This window comes from Photobacterium sp. DNB23_23_1, assembly GCF_052873815.1.
Genome location: NZ_JBNNXT010000019.1, coordinates 43,715 through 65,101 on the forward strand (window position 1 = coordinate 43,715; position 21,387 = coordinate 65,101).

General features: G+C 43.2%; 22 protein-coding genes and 1 riboswitch. Of the genes, 17 read left to right on the plus strand and 5 right to left on the minus strand.

Features of this window, described 5'->3' with window-relative positions; all coding sequences use genetic code 11:
* The first annotated feature begins 1 nt into the window (after position 1).
* Positions 2–904: an AraC family transcriptional regulator gene (locus tag ACVA53_RS13560; RefSeq protein ID WP_255042866.1), complete on the plus strand. Its 903-nt coding sequence runs from the start codon at positions 2–4 to the stop codon at positions 902–904.
* A gap of 91 nt (positions 905–995) precedes the next feature.
* On the opposite strand, the gene ACVA53_RS13565 is transcribed toward ACVA53_RS13560, so the two are convergent.
* Positions 996–1,346, minus strand: a complete 351-nt coding sequence (locus ACVA53_RS13565) for a hypothetical protein (RefSeq protein WP_255042865.1) — start codon at positions 1,344–1,346, stop codon at positions 996–998.
* A 409-nt stretch (positions 1,347–1,755) separates the two neighbouring features.
* Between ACVA53_RS13565 and ACVA53_RS13570 the strand changes: the two genes are divergently transcribed.
* From ACVA53_RS13570 to ACVA53_RS13630, 13 genes are all read left to right on the plus strand, one after another.
* The gene (locus ACVA53_RS13570; RefSeq protein WP_373689561.1) at positions 1,756–3,816 is read left to right on the plus strand and encodes an alpha-amylase family glycosyl hydrolase; all 2,061 of its coding nucleotides are present in this window, start codon (positions 1,756–1,758) and stop codon (positions 3,814–3,816) included.
* A gap of 107 nt (positions 3,817–3,923) precedes the next feature.
* Positions 3,924–4,244, plus strand: coding sequence for a divalent-cation tolerance protein CutA (gene cutA, locus ACVA53_RS13575; RefSeq protein ID WP_255042863.1), 321 nt, complete (start codon positions 3,924–3,926; stop codon positions 4,242–4,244).
* Between the two features lie 105 nt (positions 4,245–4,349).
* Positions 4,350–5,297 (plus strand): YbgA family protein, encoded by a 948-nt coding sequence (locus tag ACVA53_RS13580; RefSeq protein ID WP_255042862.1) that lies wholly within the window; start codon positions 4,350–4,352, stop codon positions 5,295–5,297.
* Complete coding sequence (locus tag ACVA53_RS13585) at positions 5,287–6,108, plus strand: MerR family transcriptional regulator (RefSeq protein WP_255042861.1); 822 nt, start codon at positions 5,287–5,289, stop codon at positions 6,106–6,108. Before ACVA53_RS13580 ends, ACVA53_RS13585 begins: the two co-directional genes overlap by 11 nt.
* Positions 6,095–7,537: a deoxyribodipyrimidine photo-lyase gene (gene phrB, locus ACVA53_RS13590; RefSeq protein WP_446505369.1), complete on the plus strand. Its 1,443-nt coding sequence runs from the start codon at positions 6,095–6,097 to the stop codon at positions 7,535–7,537. Before ACVA53_RS13585 ends, phrB begins: the two co-directional genes overlap by 14 nt.
* Before the next feature lie 46 nt (positions 7,538–7,583).
* Positions 7,584–8,015, plus strand: coding sequence for a nuclear transport factor 2 family protein (locus ACVA53_RS13595; RefSeq protein ID WP_255044315.1), 432 nt, complete (start codon positions 7,584–7,586; stop codon positions 8,013–8,015).
* 8 nt (positions 8,016–8,023) lie between these two features.
* Positions 8,024–8,758, plus strand: coding sequence for an SDR family NAD(P)-dependent oxidoreductase (locus tag ACVA53_RS13600; protein WP_255044318.1), 735 nt, complete (start codon positions 8,024–8,026; stop codon positions 8,756–8,758).
* Positions 8,755–10,089 carry an NAD(P)/FAD-dependent oxidoreductase gene (locus ACVA53_RS13605; protein ID WP_255044314.1) on the plus strand — a complete coding sequence of 445 codons (1,335 nt, stop codon included), beginning with the start codon at positions 8,755–8,757 and terminating at the stop codon, positions 10,087–10,089. The genes ACVA53_RS13600 and ACVA53_RS13605 overlap by 4 nt, the downstream gene beginning before the upstream one ends.
* A 2-nt stretch (positions 10,090–10,091) precedes the next feature.
* Entirely contained in the window at positions 10,092–10,940 is an 849-nt protein-coding gene (locus ACVA53_RS13610; RefSeq protein ID WP_255044317.1) for a DUF1365 domain-containing protein, read from the plus strand.
* 7 nt (positions 10,941–10,947) lie between these two features.
* Positions 10,948–12,186 (plus strand): class I SAM-dependent methyltransferase, encoded by a 1,239-nt coding sequence (locus ACVA53_RS13615; RefSeq protein WP_446505370.1) that lies wholly within the window; start codon positions 10,948–10,950, stop codon positions 12,184–12,186.
* Between the two features lie 52 nt (positions 12,187–12,238).
* Positions 12,239–12,733: a DUF2878 domain-containing protein gene (locus ACVA53_RS13620; RefSeq protein ID WP_446505371.1), complete on the plus strand. Its 495-nt coding sequence runs from the start codon at positions 12,239–12,241 to the stop codon at positions 12,731–12,733.
* Between the two features lie 89 nt (positions 12,734–12,822).
* Positions 12,823–13,344 (plus strand): chalcone isomerase family protein, encoded by a 522-nt coding sequence (locus ACVA53_RS13625; protein ID WP_446505372.1) that lies wholly within the window; start codon positions 12,823–12,825, stop codon positions 13,342–13,344.
* Positions 13,345–13,356: 12 nt separating this feature from the next.
* Entirely contained in the window at positions 13,357–13,899 is a 543-nt protein-coding gene (locus ACVA53_RS13630) for a DUF3833 domain-containing protein (RefSeq protein WP_446505373.1), read from the plus strand.
* A gap of 51 nt (positions 13,900–13,950) precedes the next feature.
* Here ACVA53_RS13630 and ACVA53_RS13635 read toward each other — a convergent pair whose 3' ends face one another.
* Entirely contained in the window at positions 13,951–15,630 is a 1,680-nt protein-coding gene (locus ACVA53_RS13635; protein ID WP_446505374.1) for an ATP-dependent endonuclease, read from the minus strand.
* Between the two features lie 226 nt (positions 15,631–15,856).
* Here ACVA53_RS13635 and ACVA53_RS13640 point away from each other — a divergent pair, with 226 nt between their 5' ends.
* Positions 15,857–16,249 (plus strand): VOC family protein, encoded by a 393-nt coding sequence (locus tag ACVA53_RS13640; RefSeq protein WP_446505375.1) that lies wholly within the window; start codon positions 15,857–15,859, stop codon positions 16,247–16,249.
* Between the two features lie 82 nt (positions 16,250–16,331).
* Here the strand turns inward: ACVA53_RS13640 and ACVA53_RS13645 are convergent, their stop codons facing one another.
* On the minus strand, positions 16,332–16,484 hold the full coding sequence (locus tag ACVA53_RS13645) for a hypothetical protein (RefSeq protein WP_255044307.1): 153 nt from the start codon (positions 16,482–16,484) through the stop codon (positions 16,332–16,334).
* A 333-nt stretch (positions 16,485–16,817) separates the two neighbouring features.
* Here ACVA53_RS13645 and ACVA53_RS13650 point away from each other — a divergent pair, with 333 nt between their 5' ends.
* Positions 16,818–18,581: a bifunctional metallophosphatase/5'-nucleotidase gene (locus ACVA53_RS13650; protein ID WP_255044306.1), complete on the plus strand. Its 1,764-nt coding sequence runs from the start codon at positions 16,818–16,820 to the stop codon at positions 18,579–18,581.
* Positions 18,582–18,741: 160 nt separating this feature from the next.
* On the opposite strand, the gene ribB is transcribed toward ACVA53_RS13650, so the two are convergent.
* Together ribB and ACVA53_RS13660 are read right to left on the minus strand one after the other, a co-directional pair.
* Positions 18,742–19,419 (minus strand): 3,4-dihydroxy-2-butanone-4-phosphate synthase, encoded by a 678-nt coding sequence (gene ribB / locus ACVA53_RS13655; RefSeq protein WP_255044305.1) that lies wholly within the window; start codon positions 19,417–19,419, stop codon positions 18,742–18,744.
* Positions 19,420–19,577: 158 nt separating this feature from the next.
* Positions 19,578–19,750, minus strand: a riboswitch (FMN riboswitch).
* A gap of 93 nt (positions 19,751–19,843) precedes the next feature.
* Positions 19,844–20,788, minus strand: coding sequence for a hypothetical protein (locus ACVA53_RS13660; RefSeq protein WP_446505376.1), 945 nt, complete (start codon positions 20,786–20,788; stop codon positions 19,844–19,846).
* A gap of 269 nt (positions 20,789–21,057) precedes the next feature.
* Between ACVA53_RS13660 and ACVA53_RS13665 the strand changes: the two genes are divergently transcribed.
* The gene (locus tag ACVA53_RS13665; RefSeq protein ID WP_255044303.1) at positions 21,058–21,249 is read left to right on the plus strand and encodes a hypothetical protein; all 192 of its coding nucleotides are present in this window, start codon (positions 21,058–21,060) and stop codon (positions 21,247–21,249) included.
* The last annotated feature ends 138 nt before the right edge of the window (positions 21,250–21,387 follow it).

The following is a 21,387-nucleotide window of genomic DNA, read 5'->3' on the forward strand; positions in this document are numbered from 1 at the left end:
CATGTTAGAAAGTACAGAAAACCTGTGTGAATCTGTCACCGTGGGTTTTGCCATGGTACAACCGAAAACAGATTGGAATGAAGAAGCTTATCTAGCGCAAGCCTGTAAAGAGCGCTTTCTTACTCAGTCTGATCTTCCTGAGCTGACAGACAGCGGCTTTTTTATGGCCGGACTGGCAGAGTTGGAGGAAGGGTATGAGATCGAACGAGTTGTCACAAGTAATCACACTATATTGCTAACACAAGAAGGTATGGGGCTGCTAACCCTTACGGACAGGCAATATTATTTACTGCCTAATACGCTAACTATTTTGCCGGCTGGTTTGCCATTTCGGTTTGAATTGGCAGATAAAAAGAAAGGTTGGAAAATGGCTTGGGTACTGCTTAAGCCTGTAGAAAAATGGTTGCCATTGGTGGCAAATGGCCAGCGAGTCGAGCATACCCCGATCTGTGAGCAAGTGTGGTCAGTTATGAATTTATTACACAGCGAAATTGGCGGTAGGGCGAGCTACAGAAAGCTGTTTGCGAGTGAATTATCACGTTTGATGCTGGGTAGTGCGAACCTTGCACCATCAAACTCGGTTTTGCGTGTTCAAAGTGTAATTAATGATATTGAATCACAGCTTCACCTAAACTGGACCGTAAAAGGCATTGCTAAGCAGTGTTATCTTAGCACCGAGCAGCTAAATAGGATCATAAAGCAGCTTTATAACTGTTCAACACAGCAACGTTTGATTCAGCTTCGCATGGAAAAAGCAGTAGACTTACTTCATTATCAAGAATGGACGATTGGTATGGTCGCACAACGGTTAGGTTATCAAGACCCATTCAACTTCACTCATCGTTTTCGTCAATATCACGGCTGTTCACCAAGGGAATACCGTAAGCGGTTGTTTGCGGGATAATGGCCCTTTCAGAGGCGTAGAGCTTCATTGGCATAACAGGTCTTATCGGCGTGAGTGATTATCCGGCCGATAAGACTCAGATGTACGTTGATTAACTGCGTTTAGGCTGCTGGTAAGTACGACCTGCGGCTTGATAAACGTCTTTTGTTTTTACATCGAACATGTCGAGGAAGAACCAAGCAACAAACTTGATGACATCATCACCTACATTCATGATCCACTCAACATACTCTTCTTGCTCGCCTTCATCATTTTCTTGTAGTGAAACATGGTAAATGCGTTGTTCACCGTCGATTTCAGCCAGATTAAATTGACCGGTTAGTGATGCTGCAGCTTCAGCAATCTCTGTATCCTCATTGGCTTTAAGTGCCTCAAGAACTTGTGGAACAGAGTCCAATTCGCAAAGGGCTTTAACCAGCGTTTCAAATTGGTCATGTTGCATGAGTTGGTACCTATCATTAAGCAAAAATTAATTACGCGTATTGTATCAGTGTAAATCAGATGGGAGACAAGTTTATGATTACACATTGAATGAGTGCTGTTTTTTTATACGTTTTGGGATGGGGTTGCATTTATTTTTATATTTGAGCGCTTATTCACGAACATTGCACTCCATACAAAAAGTGACATGAAAACTAGCCCTTGCTAACAGTATGTGGTTTGGAAAGTTGCTAGGGGTGCTGCGTGATTTTGCTTTGTATCTCATTTTGTAGGAGATCCCTTCCTTTTAATCCTAATGTGATGTTGGTTTCCACCGCTTATTCCTTCATATGGCTTCTACGCCCCCTCGTCTACGCCTTTCTCTACGGTTAGAGGGGAGGGTATAGGTCATCTAAAGATATGAATAATAGATAAAACAAAAACAAACTTGGAGACTCGATGTGAAAAGGAATCTACGCTCTTTCCTTGCAGTGGCTATCGCTGCATCTTTAACTGCCTGTAATAGCGCAAATAATGCAGTGGATGTGGCTAGCGTAAGCTCAAATGCCTATATGTGCGATAGCACTTTGATGACCAAGGCGGATGACCTGCGTATCTATCAAATCATGGTTGAGAGCTTCGTTAATGGCGATGATGCGATAGGACACGGTACTGGCTATGGAACGAGCCACCATAAGGGTGATTTACAAGGCATCATAGATTCACTGGATTACATTGAGTCATTGGGTGTAAATGCGATATGGCTGACGCCAATCTTTGACTCTATTCCTGTTGATGGGCAAGACCATTGGGCAGATAGATTGGATGCAACGGGTTACTTTACCAGTAACTATTTTGCTGTCGATCCGCGTTTTGGCACCATGGAACAGGCAAAAGAGCTGGTTCAAAAGGCCCATGAAAAGGGGCTTTATGTCTTTTTTGATGGTGTATTTGGTCACCATAAAGACAATGTTGTTCCTTCGCCGCAAGGACGCCTACCTGTCGGTGATAGTAACCCAGTTAGCTATCCTGAGAGCTTGGCTTTCTATCAAGAAGTCGCTACCTACTGGATTGAAGAGCTAAAAATTGATGGCTGGCGCTTAGACCAAGCTTACCAGGTGCCAACCGAAGCTTGGACTGCTATTCGAGCCAGTGTTGATGATGCATCGAAGTCTGTCACTTACGTTAATGCTGAGGGTGAGACCGTTAACCCGCTTGGCTACATGGTCGCCGAGATCTGGAATAACGAGAATTACATTAAGGAAACCGGTTATGGCGCGGAAGGGGACCCTGCGTTGTGTTCAGCCTTCGATTTCCCTGTCCGCTACCGGGTCGTTGAGACGTTTGCTGCTAATGAAAATGGTGTTGGTAACAAAGGTGGCAAATGGTTAAACGAAGGTATGAACTTACACAGTCTATATCCTTCACACGCTCAGCCGAATTTGATGTTGGGTAACCATGATTTGGTTCGATTTGGTGACTTGCTGCAACGAGGCAATATAGCCTCACCGGAACAAGCTGAATATTGGGAGAGACATAAAGCGGCATTGTCTTTCCAAGCCGCCTATTCTGGTCCAATAACCCTTTACTACGGTGAAGAAATCGGTGATGAGCTTGAGGGGTATGCGCATAAAGTGGAACAAGACTGCGCTGTTCGAGGGCTTTGTGATGACCACGTTGCCCGCACCAGTGCCAATATTGATGGTATAACGGTTGATCTCAATGCGAAGCAAAGTGATTTAAAACATTACGTTTCTCAATTAATGGCTTTAAGAGCCGCTCACCCTGCACTTAGCCGTGGTGAACGCATCAATATCGTTGCCAACGAAACGGTATATGTCGACCATAAACAAGCTGATGACGACGTTTTAGTTTATATGGTCAGCACATCTTCACATCAAGATACTGTGGTATTGAAAGCCAGCGAGATTGCATCAGAAGGTCAGCTGGTGGATTTGATGACGGGCAAAGTGTACAGCACTCTCAATGGTGAATATCAAATCAGCCTTGCACCTTTTGAGGCCAAGTTTTTGTCGATAGAACAGCCATCAGCGGCCGGATTGACAAAAGTAGTCACTGCTGCGGCGGCTTCTTCACTGATGGGGGAGGGCTTCATGGCTCAATGTGATAATCCTGTTGTGGAAGGTACTGGTCCAGTTGGCAAAACCTTGTATGTTGTCGGGGACTTTGTTGATGCTGGTTGGAAGCACAAATCTAATCGCGCCTACAGCTATGTTGGTGACAACACGTATCAAGTTGTTGTTGATGAGCAAGCCGGTGCATTTAGGATGCAATATGCGAGTAAGGATTGGTCGCCACAATTCACTGCGGATGGACTTGAGCTATCTCCTGGGAAGGTCGCCAACCTCAAACGTGGTGGCTATGGCAAAGACACTGCAGTGACTCTGCCTGAAACAGGAAAGTACGTCTGGAGTCTCAAGTTTTCGGACAGTGGCGATCCTGAACAGTTAATGGTTTCTAAATGCCCGTAATGTCGAGTTATTAAAATTTCTTAGACGGTATTTAAAAGAGGGAGCTTCGTGTTCCCTCTTTTGTTATTGTTTACAAACAATGTTTGTAGCTGTGGAGGCAGGTAGAAATGAATGAAAAGTGTGTGGTGATGACAACGTTTTCTGATGGTGCGATTGGTGAAAAAATCATTCACTCATTGATAGAAAAACGTTTGGCGGCATGCGTGCAAGTACAGTCAATTGAAAGCTACTATCACTGGCAAGGGAAAGTAGCTAAAGACCAAGAAAAGCTAGTCATCATCAAAACGACGTCGGCACTGTATGCACAGGTAGAAGCCGATATTCTTGCTAATCACGATTACGAAACGCCAGAAATCATTCAACTGCCTATAACCGCTGGGTATCGCGACTACTTGCAATGGATAGAGAGTGAGTGCCGAAATACTTAATTATGCATATGGATGCTCTTATACGAAAAAAATATTTGTATAACTGATCCATTCTACTACTCTTCGTTGTACAAGATATTAGTTTTGTACAAGGTAGGGATAGTCATGCAAATACCAGTTGGAATTAGCGCCTGTGTGTTGGGTGAGAAAGTAAGATTTGATGGTGGGCACAAGCTCAACCGTTTTATGGTTGATGAGCTGTCTAAGTATCTTACCTTTAAGCCCGTTTGCCCTGAAGTGGGTATTGGAATGCAGGTACCACGTCCTGCTATTCGCTTGCTGCAACTGCCTTCAGAAGAAGTTCGTCTAGTTGATAGCAAAAATCAAGATGTCGATTACACCGACAAAATGGTTGCCTTTGCCCAGCAGAAAGTGTCGCAGTTTGATGATCTCTGTGGCTATGTGGTCTGTGCTAAATCACCAACCTGTGGCATGGAACGGGTAAAGCTTCACATTCCTAACAACAATACCATCCCTGGTGGTTCAGTTGGTATCTACACCCGCGAACTTATGGCCCAAATGCCATGGCTACCTGTTGAAGAAGACGGTCGATTGAACGACCCTGTCCTTAGAGAGAACTTTGTTTTTCGTATCTTTGCTTTGAATGATTTTTATCATTCAGTGCGTGACCAACTTTCTGCAAATGCCGTTGTCAAATTTCATTCTCGCTATAAGTTGGTGCTTATGGCCCATAACCCAGTCGCATACAAAGCGTTGGGCAGCATGGTGGCTCATATCAGCGAATGGGATATTAATGAATTTTACCTCGAATACCGTTTGCAGTTTATGGCGGCGATAAAAGAACGCGCATCAAGAAAAAATAAGACCAATGTATTAATGCATCTGCAAGGCTATTTCAAACGCTCACTGACTAAAGAGCAAAAGCAGGAACTTTCTGATTTGATCATGAGTTATAAAGATGGACATCAGCCTATTCTCGTACCAATGGCATTGATTAAACATTACTTGCGGGAGTATCCGGATCCATATCTACAATTACAAACTTTTATTGACCCCTATCCGGAAGATTTGAAATTACGCTATGGACTCTGAAAAAAAATATTACGCAATAAAAGACGTTTCTGAAATCACCGGTGTTAACTCGGTAACCCTTAGAGCCTGGCAGAGGCGTTATGGGCTACTGAAGCCAATAAGAACAGATAAAGGACACCGTCTGTATTCTGAACAAGACCTCAGCACAGTAAAAGAAATTGTTGAGTGGCTCAACAAAGGTGTCGCCATCGGGAAAGTTAAGCCCATGCTTGGCAAACTTTCCCCAAGTTTTGGTGATGATCAAAATGAAAGTCAGAAAGCGATACGTAATATTCTGTCTGCTTTGGCGCAATTAGATGCGGTGTCATTAGATAGGCAACTGATACAGTTGATGAAAGAGTACCCAGTTAAGGTGCTGGAAAACAAAATTGTACGTGCTGTTATTCATGAAATACAGCAAGCTAATAACCCCTTACTCGATATACAAAGTGTGATTTGGGCAAGTGTGCTTCAAGAGCGGTGTTTGTCATTGGTTGCGGCATCACGAAAGCGCAATAAAAAAACATGCATTCTGATGAGTTTTGATGAACAACCAAGTTCTCAGTTCTGGCTAAAGTCGGTTGAGCTATCAGAGCTGGGTTACAACGTCACCATACTGCCGAAGTTAAAAGGCAGGCTAACGCCATTGGTGCCTCTTTTAAATTCATGGAGTGATAAGAAAGTAGTTATAGATGGTGATAACAAACTGCCTCAAGATATTTTAAGTCAAATACAGCAGTTACTGAGTGCGACCGATTCAGATCTATTAACGACAGGAAGTATAAACGCTATTCATCCTGAATTACTGGAGTGGCAACATGAGTCAGCATAAACAGGTAGGGTTAGTTTGGTTTCGCTCTGACTTACGTATTGTTGATAATACGGCTTTATCTGAAGCGGCAAAGCGATGCGATCAGCTTATTGGTCTATATATTTCCACGCCGATGCAATGGCATGAGCACCATATTGCACCGATGCAAGTGGATCTAATCCGCCGCCGTTTACCGGTACTGCGTGATCAACTCGCTAGCATTGGAATCCCTTTTGTTTTCAAAGAAGTTTCAGATTTCGAACAGATCCCACAGGTCATCTTGGATACTGTACAAGATCACGGTATATCGCATGTTTTTTGTAATAAGCAATATGAGTGGAATGAACTGCAACGTGATGACAAAACGGGTCATCGACTTGCAGAACAACAGATAAAGTTCAGTGCATTTGATGATTGTTGTGTCATTACACCAGGCAAGGTTCTTACCAAAAAAGGTGAAGCCTTCAAGGTATTCACGCCGTTTAGAAAAGAGTGGCTAAACCTGTTCCGAGCGCTATCACCATCTCCATTGCCAATACCTGAACCTTTAGCTAGCCCAATTAAAAAATTCAAGCAGAATGATATATCGGTTACTTACCCACTAGCTGACAGTATGGGATGGCCTGTCGAGGAAGAAACTATCCGTCAGCGATTGGTAACATTCTGCTATGAGAAAGTCGAAGATTATCATCAGCATCGCGATATACCGTCAATAGATGGTACAAGCTGTTTGTCTCCGTATTTGGCATTAGGCATGCTGTCTCCACGACAGTGTATCGCTGCACTGTTGGCGGTAAGTCCAATGTGCATGGATGAGCCTGAGGGTGGTGCATTTAGCTGGTTAAACGAGATCATTTGGCGTGAATTTTACCGCCATTTATTAGTGGCGTACCCTAGTTTGTGCCGGGGACAACCATTCCAGCAGTGGACCCAAAATGTGAAATGGCAGCCATCAAGCGAGTTGTTGTCGGCATGGCAGCATGGTATGACGGGTTACCCAATTGTTGATGCTGCAATGCGCCAACTTAAACAAACAGGCTGGATGCATAATCGATTAAGAATGATTACTGCGAGCTTTCTTACCAAAGATTTATTGATCCATTGGCAAGCCGGTGAACAGTGGTTTATGTCTCAGCTAGTGGATGGCGATTTTGCGTCTAATAACGGAGGTTGGCAGTGGGCGGCATCGACAGGCACCGATGCACAACCGTATTTTAGAGTGTTTAATCCAACAACTCAGGGCGAACGTTTTGATCCAAAAGGGGAATTTATTCGTACTTGGTTGTATGAATTAAAAGACGTACCGGATAAATATATCCATCAACCACACCTTTGGCCTGAAAGTGGAAAAATAAATTATCCCAAACCGATTGTTGATCATAAGCAGGCAAGGTTGTTGGCGATATCGTCATTTAAAGTAGCGAAAGATGAATATAACCCACTAATTTAATAAATTCAGAATGAACTGAGACTGGATGTTGAATACGGGAGTAAATATGGATGAGCACACCGTTGAGTTAACCGATAAGTTCGTTGCTATATATCAAGAGCTTGATAAGCAAGATTTGTCAGTTCTTCAAGACATCTACCATAAAGACATTATTTTTGAAGATCCAGCTCATCGGGTGGAAGGTTGGTCTCAGCTTTCTGATTACTTTACTCGGCTATTTGATGCTGTTGAATATTGTCGGTTTGATATTTCAGAGCAAATCTGTCACGACGATATTGCTTATGTGCAATGGGTAATGACATTTAAACACCCAAAACTACAGTCGGGAAAGAGCCGGATGGTTAATGGTTGTTCACGGTTGAAATTTGCTGATGGGAAAGTCATACACCATAGAGATTATTTTGATATGGGTGAGATGCTCTATGAAGGGATCCCTGTGCTAGGGCCTATCGTTCGTTATTTCAAAGCGAGGCTGTAATGATGACTATGAATAAACATGTCCTAATCACAGGGGCGAGCTCAGGTATCGGGAAGCAACTAGCTATCGATTACGCCAACGATGGCTGGCAGGTTGTTGGCTGCGGACAAAGCGCTGAGCGATTGCAAGCGTTGACCGATATAAATGCCAATATATCTGCAATTAGTTTTGATGTGACAAATAATGACGATGTTCATAAAAAACTATCGTCACTCGCTGAGGCTCCACAGCTGATTATTCTTAACGCGGGGACGTGTGAGTATATTGAGCACGGTCAGATAGATGTTGAGTTATTTCGTCGAGTTTATGATGTTAACATTTTTGGCTTACTCAACTGTATCGAAGCTCTTCAGTCATCATTCAATGAAAATACGCACCTTGTCATTATTGGCTCAACGGCATCGTATATTCCACTGCCAAGAGCAGAAGCGTATGGCTCGTCAAAGGCTGCTGTAGCATATATTGCCAATACCTTGGCTGTTGATTTGGCGAAAAAAGGAGTGACGGTCAGTCTAGTGAGTCCTGGTTTTGTAAAAACACCATTGACCGATAAAAATGATTTTGCCATGCCAATGTTAATGACGCCGGAGTTTGCCTCAAAAAAAATTCGGCAGGGTATTGCCGCAAGAAAAAAGGAAATTCACTTTCCGCTTAAATTCAGTTTTTTCTTGAAGTTTATTGCTTTGTTACCTATTAGGTTGCAGTTGGCTACCGTGAAACGTATGACAGGGAAAACCGCATGAAAATAGCAATTGTTGGCAGTGGGATATCAGGCTTAACGTGTGCACATTACTTAGACAAGCAACACAATATCACTGTTTTTGAAGCCAATGACTACATTGGTGGCCATACTGCGACCGTCGATGTTGACGTTGCTAGTGGTCAATATGCCATTGATACGGGTTTTATTGTTTTTAACGACAGAACATATCCGAATTTTGAGCGACTACTGGCGGAAATCGGGGTTTGTGGTAAACCGACCGAGATGAGTTTCAGCGTTCATAATGCGTTAAATGGGTTGGAATATAATGGCAATCATTTAATGTCGATGTTTGCACAAAAGCGAAATACCTTAAACCCAATTTTCTATCGGTTCATTTTTGATATTCTTCGTTTTAATAAGTTAGCTAAAAACGTTGATTTGGCCACAGAAATGAGCCAAACCCTTGGCGATTTTCTAAAGGCTAATAAGTTTAATCGATATTTTTGTGAAAACTATATTCTACCTATGGGTGCTGCAATATGGTCGTCAACGCTGTCAGACATGCGCCAATTTCCATTCACCTTCTTTGTGAGGTTTTTTCGAAATCACGGTTTGTTGGAAGTCAGCAATCGTCCGCAATGGTATGTGATTCCCGGTGGATCACGTGAATACGTAAAACACCTCATTGCCCCCTTCGAAGATAAGATACGACTGGCTTGCCCGGTTACATCCATCAAACGGGCTCATGGGAAGGTTGCTGTAACGGCCAATGGCATAAGTGAAATCTTCGATCATGTCATATTCGCTTGTCATAGTGATCAAGCCCTGAACATGCTTGCTGATTCCACTGAGGCTGAAAGCCAGATACTGGGCGCGCTCAAGTACCAAAAAAATGATGTTGTGCTTCACACCGATGAGTCGTTATTACCTAAGCGCAAGGCGGCATGGGCATCTTGGAATTATCACTTGGGTCATAATGAAAATGGTCAATGGGAAGATAAGCAGACCACGCTTACTTACAACATGAATATTTTGCAAGGTATTGAAGCGCCAGAAACCTTCTGTGTCACATTAAACCAAACAGACCAAATAGCACCTGAGAAAATCTTGCGTAAGTTCGTTTATTCACACCCAGTATTTTCCACCGACAGTATTCAAGCCCAACAGTGCCGAGACCAAATAAATGGTGTAGATAACACATGGTACTGCGGAGCATATTGGTACAACGGTTTCCATGAAGACGGTGTACGCAGTGCTTTAGATGTCGTTGAATCAATCGCAAAACAGACTTTTGGTCAAAACAGCCGATTAACCGGACACGCAAGTGATGCGAATAGAAAATCTGAACCTGCGGCGAGGATCGGGGGGTAATGATGCGTAGCGGTATATTTTCTGGTGTTGTTAGACATCGTCGGTTCACGCCGGTGTCACATCAGTTCCAATATCCAATGTTTATGCCTCTTATTAATATTGATGAGCTGGGGCAGCTTGAAAAGTGTGTGTTTGGTTTTGGCCGGCATTGGTATCATTTCGCAAGATTTAAGGTTTCTGATTATTTGAGGGAGTCTGGCCAAGTCAAGGCATCTTTGGGGGCAGACATGGCAGAACAAGCAGATGCGTTGAAATCGGCGGTGTTTGAAAAGCTGCATGAGCTTACCCACGAATCAATTAGTGGTGATGTTTTCATGCTCTGTCAGCTGCGTTATGCCGGGCTCTATTTCAGTCCATTGAACATGTATTACGTGTTTGACGAGGAAGGTCAATGGCGCTGGGTATTAGCCGAAGTGAGCAATACTCCTTGGAACGAAAAGCATTACTACGCCTTACCCGCTGTTGGCCAGTGGGATAAGCAAAAATGGCTTGAGAAAAAAACCTTTCATGTTTCTCCGTTCAATCCGATGTCACAGCATTACTATTGGAAATTGAAGGCACCATCTTCAAAAGTTTTTCTTCATTTAGATATTCATGACAGTGAAAGCCAGATCAAGGTGCTGGATGCAACGATGTCGCTGAAGAGGTTCCCTATGACGTCATCAAGCCTTTGGCGGCATATCGCACAAACGCCAATTCAAGCAGTGAAAGTCGTCTTTGGTATTTATTGGCAGGCATTGCGTTTGTGGTTTAAAAAAGTGCCATTTCATTCTCACCCGGTAAACACCCAGTCGCAATCTGCGGTAAATGAAAATAAGCATTTTCCTCCATCATCAAATAATAAGGAGTAGAGGCATCATGTTGAATAGTGAAGTTAGCCGAGGAGCCTTGGCTCTAACAGGTACAGATCGCGTTGCGAGGAAAATAATTTTTAGCTTTTTGGAGCAACTGCGCGGTTGCGGTTTGATGGTATCAGAAGTTAATGGCGAGACTCATCAATTTGGTGATAGGGCCGGTGAGTTGCAAGCGCAATTGATCGTTAAGCACCAAGGGTTTTATAAGCGGATTTTAGATGGCGGTAGTATAGCCGCAGGTGAAGCTTATATGGACGGTTGGTGGGACTCTCCTGATTTAACACAGGTTGTTCGGGTGTTGGCGAGGAACATGCCGATCCTTGACAATATTGAGTCAAAGGTCGGTTGGATAACAGCGGTGAAAGACAAATGGCTTCACTACACAAGGCGGAATAGCAAGCAGTCTTCGAAGAAAAATATTCTTGCACACTATGATCTTGGTAATGATTTCTACCGTACCTTTTTAGACGAGAACATGCTTTATTCGGCTGCGATATACGAGGACGATGAAACAAGCCTTTATCAAGCCCAGTTCAACAAGATGGATCGTTTGTGTAAGCAGCTAGATCTTAAGCCTGAAGATCATCTATTAGAAATCGGTACTGGCTGGGGTGCATTAGCTGTACATGCCGCCAAATATTATGGCTGTAAGGTAACGACTACCACTATTTCTGATGCACAGCATCAATGGGCTAAGCAGCTGATTGAACAGGAAGGTCTTAGTGATAAAGTAACCTTGCTGCTTGATGACTACAGGGATTTAACGGGTAAGTACGATAAAATCGTATCGGTTGAAATGGTAGAAGCTGTTGGTAAAGAGTATCTGACTACTTACATTAAGAAGTGTCAGTCACTACTTAAAGATGATGGCTTACTTGCTATACAAGCAATCACAATCACTGACCAACGATATGATGGTTACAGTAAAGGTGTGGATTTTATACAGAAATATATATTCCCTGGTGGCTTTTTACCCTCTGTTACTGTGCTATCACAACACCTAACGCAACATACGGATTTTGTTATTCGTGATTTGAAAGATATGGGAATGGACTACGCGAGAACCTTGTCAGATTGGCATAAAGGTTTCAATGACAACATTGATTTATATATGCAGCAAGGTTTCGATGAAAGGTTTATTCGAATGTGGCGTTACTACCTTTGTTACTGTGAAGGTGGTTTCCTAGAGAGAAGTATCAGCACTGTTCAGTTGGTTGCGAGCCGTAGCGGATGGCGAGTCTAACAAAAGCCTTCGTCGGTCAACAGCGCAATATTGGACAGTAAAGGTGGTTAGAATGTCTGGTAAAAAGCTTATAGTCGTGGGCCTTCTTTTTAATGTTTATTGGTTAATAGCGGTGTTAGGGCAACAGGCTTACGTGTGGGTACTTGTGCTTCTTTTTGCTGCCTGCTGGTGGAAATTCCCATCAGTTTGGCGGTACGCCTTTTCTATCGCTGTCGCTGGAGTATTGATGGATGGGGTTCTGAGTATCTCTAACGTGCTAGATTTCCAAGTATTGTTGATACCCAATTGGTTAATCATGTTATGGCTGGGCTTCGGTACCTTCGTCTGGTTCATAAAAGAGACCATTGCCAATTATTCAGCTGCTTTAATCAGTTTGCTTGGAGGCGTTGGCGGTGCCATGAGCTACTTTGCTGGTTATCGTCTACAAGCTGTGCAATGGCCACTAGGTGTTGAACTAACACTAATGGTTCTATTTTTGAGTTGGTTTGTTCTTTCTACGGCGATCGTTCTGATGATAAAACGAAAACTACTTTGTGAAGTCTCATAACTATGTGTACCTAAATCTAACGCACCTAAACCTAACGCATCTAAACTAACGTCTTGTTTGATAATCTGATGCCCTTATTAGGGGGATGTATGAAACAGATATACTCCAAATTCATCCGTACTGTTATTGCTACCGGTTCACTTTGTTTATTTTCATTAAGCGTTAACGCATCGACACCTTGGCAGGTATGGCCTGCGGTTGGTGATGCTCGATTAACGTGGGGGCCGTGGGTGATTTATGATTCAGAACTACGTTCTCCTGATGGCATTTATCAGGGGGAAGGAGACAACCTCGCGCTCGTTATTCGGTATCACCGCAATATTGATAGTGAAGATCTGATTGAGGCGACTGACGATCAGTGGCGTCATCTTGGGATCAGTTCATCGAAACGTAGTCGTTGGACAAACCAATTAGAACAGATATGGCCCGATGTGAAGAAAGGAGACCGATTGATATTTGTTATGAATGGCAACCAGGGGGCCTTCTTCCAAGGGAATCGTCAAATTGGTGTTCTACAGGACTTCGAAATGTCGCAGTCTTTTCTTCATATTTGGTTATCTCCCAATACAGCATACCCAGAAATTCGTCATCAATTAATTGGTAAACGTTAGGGCTCAATGACAATGAAATTGATTAAAAAAATTCGGCTATTTGGGTGGGTCGTGATGTGTTTGTTTGGGCTTATTGGCTGCAGTACTTCTATCAATGACTATCAGAATACAAAGCCGGTGTTCAACATGTTCAGTTATTTTGAAGGCGATATCACCGCTTGGGGAATGTTGCAGGACCGAAGTGGAAAACAAACAAGGCGATTTACTGTTGATATCAAAGGAACGGTAGTGAATGACACATTGACTCTTGAAGAAGACTTCGTTTTTGATGATGGAGAAAAACAGCGTCGGGTATGGGTGATAACTCAGCAACCTGACGGTACATATTCAGGTCGGGCTGATGATGTGGTTGGTGAGGCGAGGGGAGTAGCCTTGGGTAATACACTACACTGGCATTATGTATTACGTGTTCCAGTTGATGATACTACCTATGACATTACCTTTAGCGATTGGATGCATTTACAAGATGAAAAGCATTTGTTCAATACCGCAAAAATGACGAAATGGGGATTCTTGGTCGGAACCGTGACACTTTTCTTTGAAAAGCATAACTAATCCTTACCGATTAATGTCGTCATGAGTTCTAACATTCTAGAACAGGTATGTTTAGTTTTGTCCCCGTGACATAGCAACTATGCGTTTAAGGATCCAACGAAGTAACAAAGGGATATTGTCGACATTCTCTTGTTCAATAAATTTAATCATTGCCAAGGCAACATCAGGTTTAGCTTGTCGTTTCAGTGCTCGTTGAATGATTTTTTTCGGAGCAACGGGGGATTCGATTGGAATGTTCGCCAACTCTCTAAACAGCGGTTCAAAACCGTTGAAAAATAGGAAATGCTCAATATCCTTCTTGGGTAATACGGTTAGCCGATGACGTTCCGCTTCATTACCCAAAATATTCCTAACAGTATCTGCATATTTTTTCCCTGCCATATCCCCATCGGCGACCAAGTGCCATTCGATACCAAAATGACGAGCAACTTTAATGAGCGGTTTTAATCCGCTTTGCGCAAACTCGATGATTTGCACACCTTCCGCTGCAAGGTTATAACCACAAATCCTTGCCAGCTCATTAAATAACCAAACCTCTGTTTCTCCTTCGACCAAGAGCCACGAGCGTGCAAAGAGGGCGCTGGGCCGATGAACGCGCAGGTGGAAAGTGACACGCCGTTCTTCGTCACGACTCAGTCGGTGTTCAATAATGGAATAAACTTTGGTTTTGTTTGGTTTCCTAATAAGTTTGTTGACGCTTTCTAACGGCACAACGGAGCAGAGATCAGGACTGTTTGTGGTCAGTATTTTCTGCATCGGCATTTTACTGATAAATGTCCATGCCTGGTGAAGAATCGTCGGATGTAGTCGACCCTCTGGATCTTCAAAGATCATAATAGGTCTTGAAATACGCTTCAGCTCAACGGGACCTCTTGCTCGAATAAATGCGTTAAGTAACCCCATCAAGACTAAGCGACTTTGCTTGGTGGTTTCAGGTTCCGTGAGTTGTTCGAGCGGGTTAATTGCGTATTGAGCCCGCTCAGGGAAGTGAGCCCGGTCGAAACTTGGACTGCGATAATGTGGCGTGAAAGCAAAGTAGTGATCAACCAGAGTATGCAGTGCATTTATGCTGCTTTTAATTTCAGCCTGGCTGACATGGCCGGGTTTTGTCATTAAGCGCCTGCATGTATTATCGAGCCTTCGCTGGATCCGTGCATTATCATCGTTTCGTCGGTCTGTGTAGCCGTTGCCATTACCGTTACTAACGGTTGAATAACTGTTGGGTCGGTACTCTCTTAGCCGACGAGCATCACGTATTCTTACGATCGGGTGTAATACCATTAATTGTTTTGCGAGTTTTTCATTATCGTCACAATCAATGGGTTCTCCGTCTTTATTGAGGAATCGGCGCTGTGTCGTGATCTTGTCATCTTTGACGCTACTGGTGATTTGGTAGAACAGCTCCTTGCATTGTTCTTTGCTCGTTTTCACCCAAACGGGAGAAAAAGCTTTATAGCGTCTTGCCTTGTGTTCACCGGGGTAATCCTCCTGCCAATGAAGGATGATATTAAGGTGACTCATTTTCGCATGGCCAGCACTGTAATCGACGTGAAAGTCGTCAAATTGAAATATATGAAATGTTGCATCTGGTGAAAGAGCAATGTCGAGAGCATCTAATAAAGAGGACTTACCCCAAGCATTTTCACCGATGAGCACAGTGAGCTCATCGAATGGCAGTGATAATCGCTTGATGCCGCGAAAGCCAGAAATCTCAATGCGTTTTAACTGCATAGCCACCTCAATAGATGAACAGGAACAAACCCAGACGATCTTTCGTTTGTTAACCTTATGCTTTAAGCCTATCTCATCAGGCGCTGATCTGGAGATGTATTTGTCACATTATTGAAAATTTAACTACTTGAAAGGGAAAGGGAAACTACTTGTTGTCTGATTATCTTGTTGTTATAGTCAGCTACCAATAAAAACACTAACTTATTGATTATCATGGAGATGTCAGATGGCTAAAATTATTCACTCAATGGTACGTGTCAGTGATTTAGATAAATCATTGAAATTCTACAAGGAAGCATTGGATCTGGATGTTGCAGAGCGTCTTGACTTTGAAGGCTTTAGTTTGGTTTACCTGCGTAATGACGAAAACGATATGGAACTTGAGCTGACGTGGAATGAAGGTACTGAAAGCTACACTCATGGTAGTGGTTATGGTCACATTGCCGTTGCGGTTGATGAGCTGGAATCTGAGCACCAAAAATTAACTCATCTAGGGTATGAGCCTGCGGACATTAAAAAGTTTTTCCGTGATGGCCAACTGTTAGCAAAGTTTTTCTTTGTGCAGGATCCTGATGGTTACAAAATTGAATTCTTGCAACGTCATGGACGCTATCAATAATGGATTGATTGCGTATTCAGTACGCATCATAGTCAAGATAAACCACGCTACTCTGGTGTGGTTTTGTTTTTCTCATTGTGGCTTATTCGTTTATAAACTTTCGAATCGCAAACCCTGTTTCTATACCTTTGATGATAAATAAAATGGCAACAGCACCTGATGGAGAAAATGCGAGTAAGGCAATAAGCAGCTGTGAATCATTACCACCTAGGGCCAGTGATGCGCCAAGCCCCATGATGGTACCTGCGCCAATACCAAACGCAATACAGGGTTGCAAATAGGAAAGCAGGGCGGCGGGCAATTAATTCATACACACCACGTACCAGGCATAGACCAGTCCTCTGGGCGAGAAAGCCGACTAAGGCGGCAAGCAAGATTACGACTATCGACAGCATCATCATCCGCCTGTCATTGATTAGATGTAGCTTTAAATATAATACGGAACTCCTAATGTGATCTGGTTGACGATATTCCATGTAAACATTCAATATGCACTCATAAAAATCTGAGAACGAACGGGTTTTGAGATAAGATAGGGTTCCCTATCAGTGGAGGCCAATAACGCTTTATGACACAACATCATCGCTCGGCAAAGATAACCATTGCCCATATTAATGATACCCACTCACACTTTGAGCCATCGACCATCGCTTTGCAGATCCCTTTGGATACAGCTGAGCCACCAATGTCGGTGTATGCAAGTTGTGGTGGTTTCTCTCGGGTATCTTCTGCGGTGAGAGAGGTAAAGAAGCAGGCGCTATTACAAGGCCGTGAGTTTATGTTTGTTCACGGGGGGGACTGCTTTCAAGGCACACTGTTCTTTTCGCTGTACAAAGGGGTTGCTAACGCAGCACTTCTTAATGCGATACAGGTAGAAGCTATGGTGCTTGGCAACCATGAGCTCGATATGGGTAACCAGATGGTTGCTGATTTCATGGATCTGACACATTTCCCATTATTGGCAGGGAACTGGGATTTATCTAAAGAACATCAATGTAAGCCTAATCCATTGTCACCTAAATCTAACGTATTGGCTTATGACAACGAAAACGAGCATGCTAAATATCTCGTTAAAGATGTTGATGGAGAGCCCGTAGCCATGTTTGGGCTATCGATTGAAAACATGGCGGGTATTGCCAATCCAGATCCAGATACCCAGTTCCTCAGTGTTACCTTGGTAGCACTGAGCACAGTTGAAGCTATTCGTCGCGCGGGGATCAATAAAATTGTTGTGCTAAGTCACCTCGGCTATGAACGTGACTTGGAATTGGCAGAGCAGATTGACGGTATCGGTGCGATCATCGGCGGGCATACCCATACCATGCAAGGTGACTTTAGTAATATTGGCTTCGGTGTTTCTGATGATTACGCGGTACAGATTAATGGAACCTGTGTCGTTCAGGCGGGCTGTAACGCGTTAGCGCTGGGTCAACTAGAACTAGACTTCAACCCCGATGGCTCGGTTGCGAAAGTTACAGGTAAAAATCAGTTGTTGCTGGGTCGACAATTCACTGTAGATGCCAGCCGCAGTGAGCATTTAGATGACTCTACTCACCAGATGGTGAAAGATTTTCTTTATGCGCAAGATAATATTCGCTTCTGTGTTAAAGATCCGCATGTCGAAAACCTACTAAACCAAAATTACCGACCCGCGGTTAGGCAACTTCAGACCCAAAAAGTCGCTGTGCTGACAGAGCCTCTGCGTCATATTCGGGTACCAGATCAAAAAGGATCGAGTCAAATTGCACCGCTTGTGGTTGACAGCTTCGTGTGGTCTTCGCGACAGCGTGGACATGCCGTTGACTTCGGCATTCATAATGCGGGGGGAGTGAGAGCTTCATTGCATGCAGGACCGATTACTGCCGCAGATATATCAGGTCGTTTGTTGCCATTTGCAATAGGGTTAATGGTATATGAGGTTAGCGGTAATCAATTACGTGCGGCGCTTGAAGGGGCTATTAATAACGCCATTGATAATGGCGTTGAAGGCACAGGGACCGGTAGTTTTCCCTATACTTCTCGATTGAAGTATACCTATCGTTGCTGTGCTCCAGAAGGGAAGAGGATTGAGGCGTTAAGGTTGTATAAAAACGGTGCCTGGGAAGATGTTCAAGATGAGGTGGTATACTTGTCGGTGTCTTCTGGATATACCGCAACAGGAAAAGAAGGCTATGGTGCGCTGGTAAACACCAAGGTTGAACCTATTCCCTTGAATATTACGATGGCTGATGCTTTTGAAGAGTACGCCAGAAACCGCAAATCGTTCGGTGCTTTTGAACAGATAATGGTTAACTTCATACCGTGCGGCTGTGAACAAGAACATGTTGCCTAGATAGCGATCGACAACTCAGCATAGACACTCTATAAATCCGGTCAGTCACTTACCGGATTTTTTTATTTTATGCCATCAGCAGGGATGTAATTATTGAATGATGTTGCCGAGCATCATCAATACTCGGCAATTATAAAACGCACTAAAGTGTGTTTATTGGTTAAGCGCTCAGTGTCTCAACGGACTCAGAGTTGGCCACTTCTTTCGCCAAACGGTAAGCCGCGAGATCTTCAATAGTTAGCACTGGCATGTTGTGTAGTTTGCTGAACTCAATGACTTCTGGAAGACGCGCCATTGTACCGTCAGGGTTTGTCAGTTCGCAAAGAACACCGAAAGGCTTCATTCCTGATAGGCGCATCAGATCGACAGTTGCTTCGGTATGGCCACGACGAGCTAATACGCCTTCTGGGTTCGCTTTCAATGGGAAAATGTGTCCAGGGCGACTGAGGTCAGAAGGCACAGCATTGTCAGCAATAGCTGCTTGGATTGTTGTTACACGATCAGCAGCAGAAACACCCGTTGTAACACCTTTGGCCGCTTCGATTGTTACCGTAAAACCTGTTTGGTTTGCACTGGTGTTGTTTTCAACCATCATCGGTAGTTCAAGTTGTTTAACGCGCTCGTCAGTTAAGCACAAGCAGACAATGCCAGAGCATTCACGGATCATTAGCGCCATCTGCTCGCTGGTTAATGTTTCCGCTGCAAAAATGATATCGCCTTCGTTTTCACGATCTTCATCGTCAACAACCAACACACCGCGACCTTGACGGATAGCTTCGAGACCAGCTTCAACACGTTCAAACGCTGAGCCAAATGGGGTAAGTAGAGACTGATTCATGGTAAGGAACTCCTAAAATAAAAATTACCAGAATCAGGGCATGGAAAGTCAGCAAGCACAGTCATACAAGTAACTGGCAAGATAAGATACACAGTATCACTAGAAAGTGATAATGCTGCATATAAGATCCTTGTCCATTTGATAGACAAGTACTGTACTGAAATCCTCTTTCATCCGGACTATAACCGTCGGCTCTGGAGTGGAAGGCGTTGCCTGTCTGGACCAGATCTGCTGACCTTATCCCATCGAAATACTTGGAATAAGCGCTCGCGGGCTTTCCTATTTTAGGACTACCGCCGGTGGGGAATTGCGCCCCGCCCTGAGAATTCTTTTTCACTATAAGGAAAAGAAAAAATACGTGCAAGGTGAAGAGAGTTATTTATTTGATATTTTTGACATCAGACATTCAACCGAGCACCAAGTGCTACTTTGTGTTGTTGGTTTGAGGTGAAAGATGGCGAGTTGTAATGTAGTTGTTTATCAACCTTACAAATAGAGGTAACGCGTAAGTCGGAATCTGTAGCGCACCTAATAAAATAAGAAAGTCTGGACCTAAAGACGTACCGGCAACGGTAAACGTTAAAAGTACATTTCGATTTGATGAAGTAATAGCGGCTAGTAGTGCAATATCTTTACCTTGACGTAGATAAAATACAATGCTGGAAAGAAAAAATATGAAACACACACAAAAAGAGATAAAAACGTAATTTATCGCGATAGAAGGATTGCTATTAAATGCTTCTCTCAATGGGCCAACAAGGCCAAATGGAAAAGCAAAAACCAAAAGAATGGTGACTTGAGATAATTTGCTGTGAACCCGAGTTAAGGTAGGCCGCGGGACAAAATGGTAGACCACTGCGGAAAATACCATTGGGCAAACAATGAAAATAATCAGGCGTATGAGATAGCTGGCAATGTCCAATGAAAACTCATTGTTTTGAAATAAATGCAGGTTTATGTAAAGAACGAGTGGCATTAACAGTGTGGTCGCAATTGTCATTGCCATTGCCGTCAACGCATTGAGTCCAATTGAGCGCGCTATTGCAGGAGTGGCGAATAAAGAACCGGTGGCTGAAACGGCAGCAATGGCGACTAGCAATGAATCGGAAGCGCCGATTAAAATGGCGAGCGAGCATGAAATCACCGTCATCACAACACTATGCAGAAATGTGTAAATCCAACAGTTACTCTCTTTCAATATTTTTAGTAAGGCTTTTTGCTCGATGCCAAGCAGTGTAAATAGCATAAGAAAGAACAATACATAAGGTAAAACAGGAAAGACAGTCAGTGAAGCCTCTGGCCAAATAAAGCCAGCAAAGGTCGCCACTATCAGTAATACCGATGAATGTTTGGAGATAAAGTACAGCATCGCAAAATTCCATTAAACTGCGTGTTGATTTATTGTTACGGAAAAAGCGATTGATGTGCAAGAGAATAGGTCAATAAGCAAAAATTATTCAATTAATGTTTGTCTATTCATAAATTCAACATGATTTTTCAGAGGTGAAAGTGCGGATTTATCATTTATTTAACACATTATAAAAACTAATCCTTTTGTGGAAATTTTGTCATTTTTGCTTGCAATCTGTTCAGCATAAAATAAACACAGTTGATTAATAACACTCACGAGAGGCAATCATGGCACAGGCAATGAATTTTGACACCATCGCAACCCCAACCGCAATGGACAAAAAAGCCTATGCGGTTACTTTCAAAGGATTGATTGCACACGCATTTGACATTGTGTTTGGTCGTAAAGAAACACCAAAACAATACAACGTTTCAGACCTACCGGTACACATTCAAAAAGATATCGGTATGTACCGTTAAGCCAACGGTCAAAAGCTAGAAAAAAATATTTAAGCGCTGGTTATCCGGCGCTTTTTTTGTTTCTACGGCTATACATCTCGGTGCATTTGTGTTTAAGGCGAAACGAGATGCGATTCAATGGTTAGGGGGATTATCAAA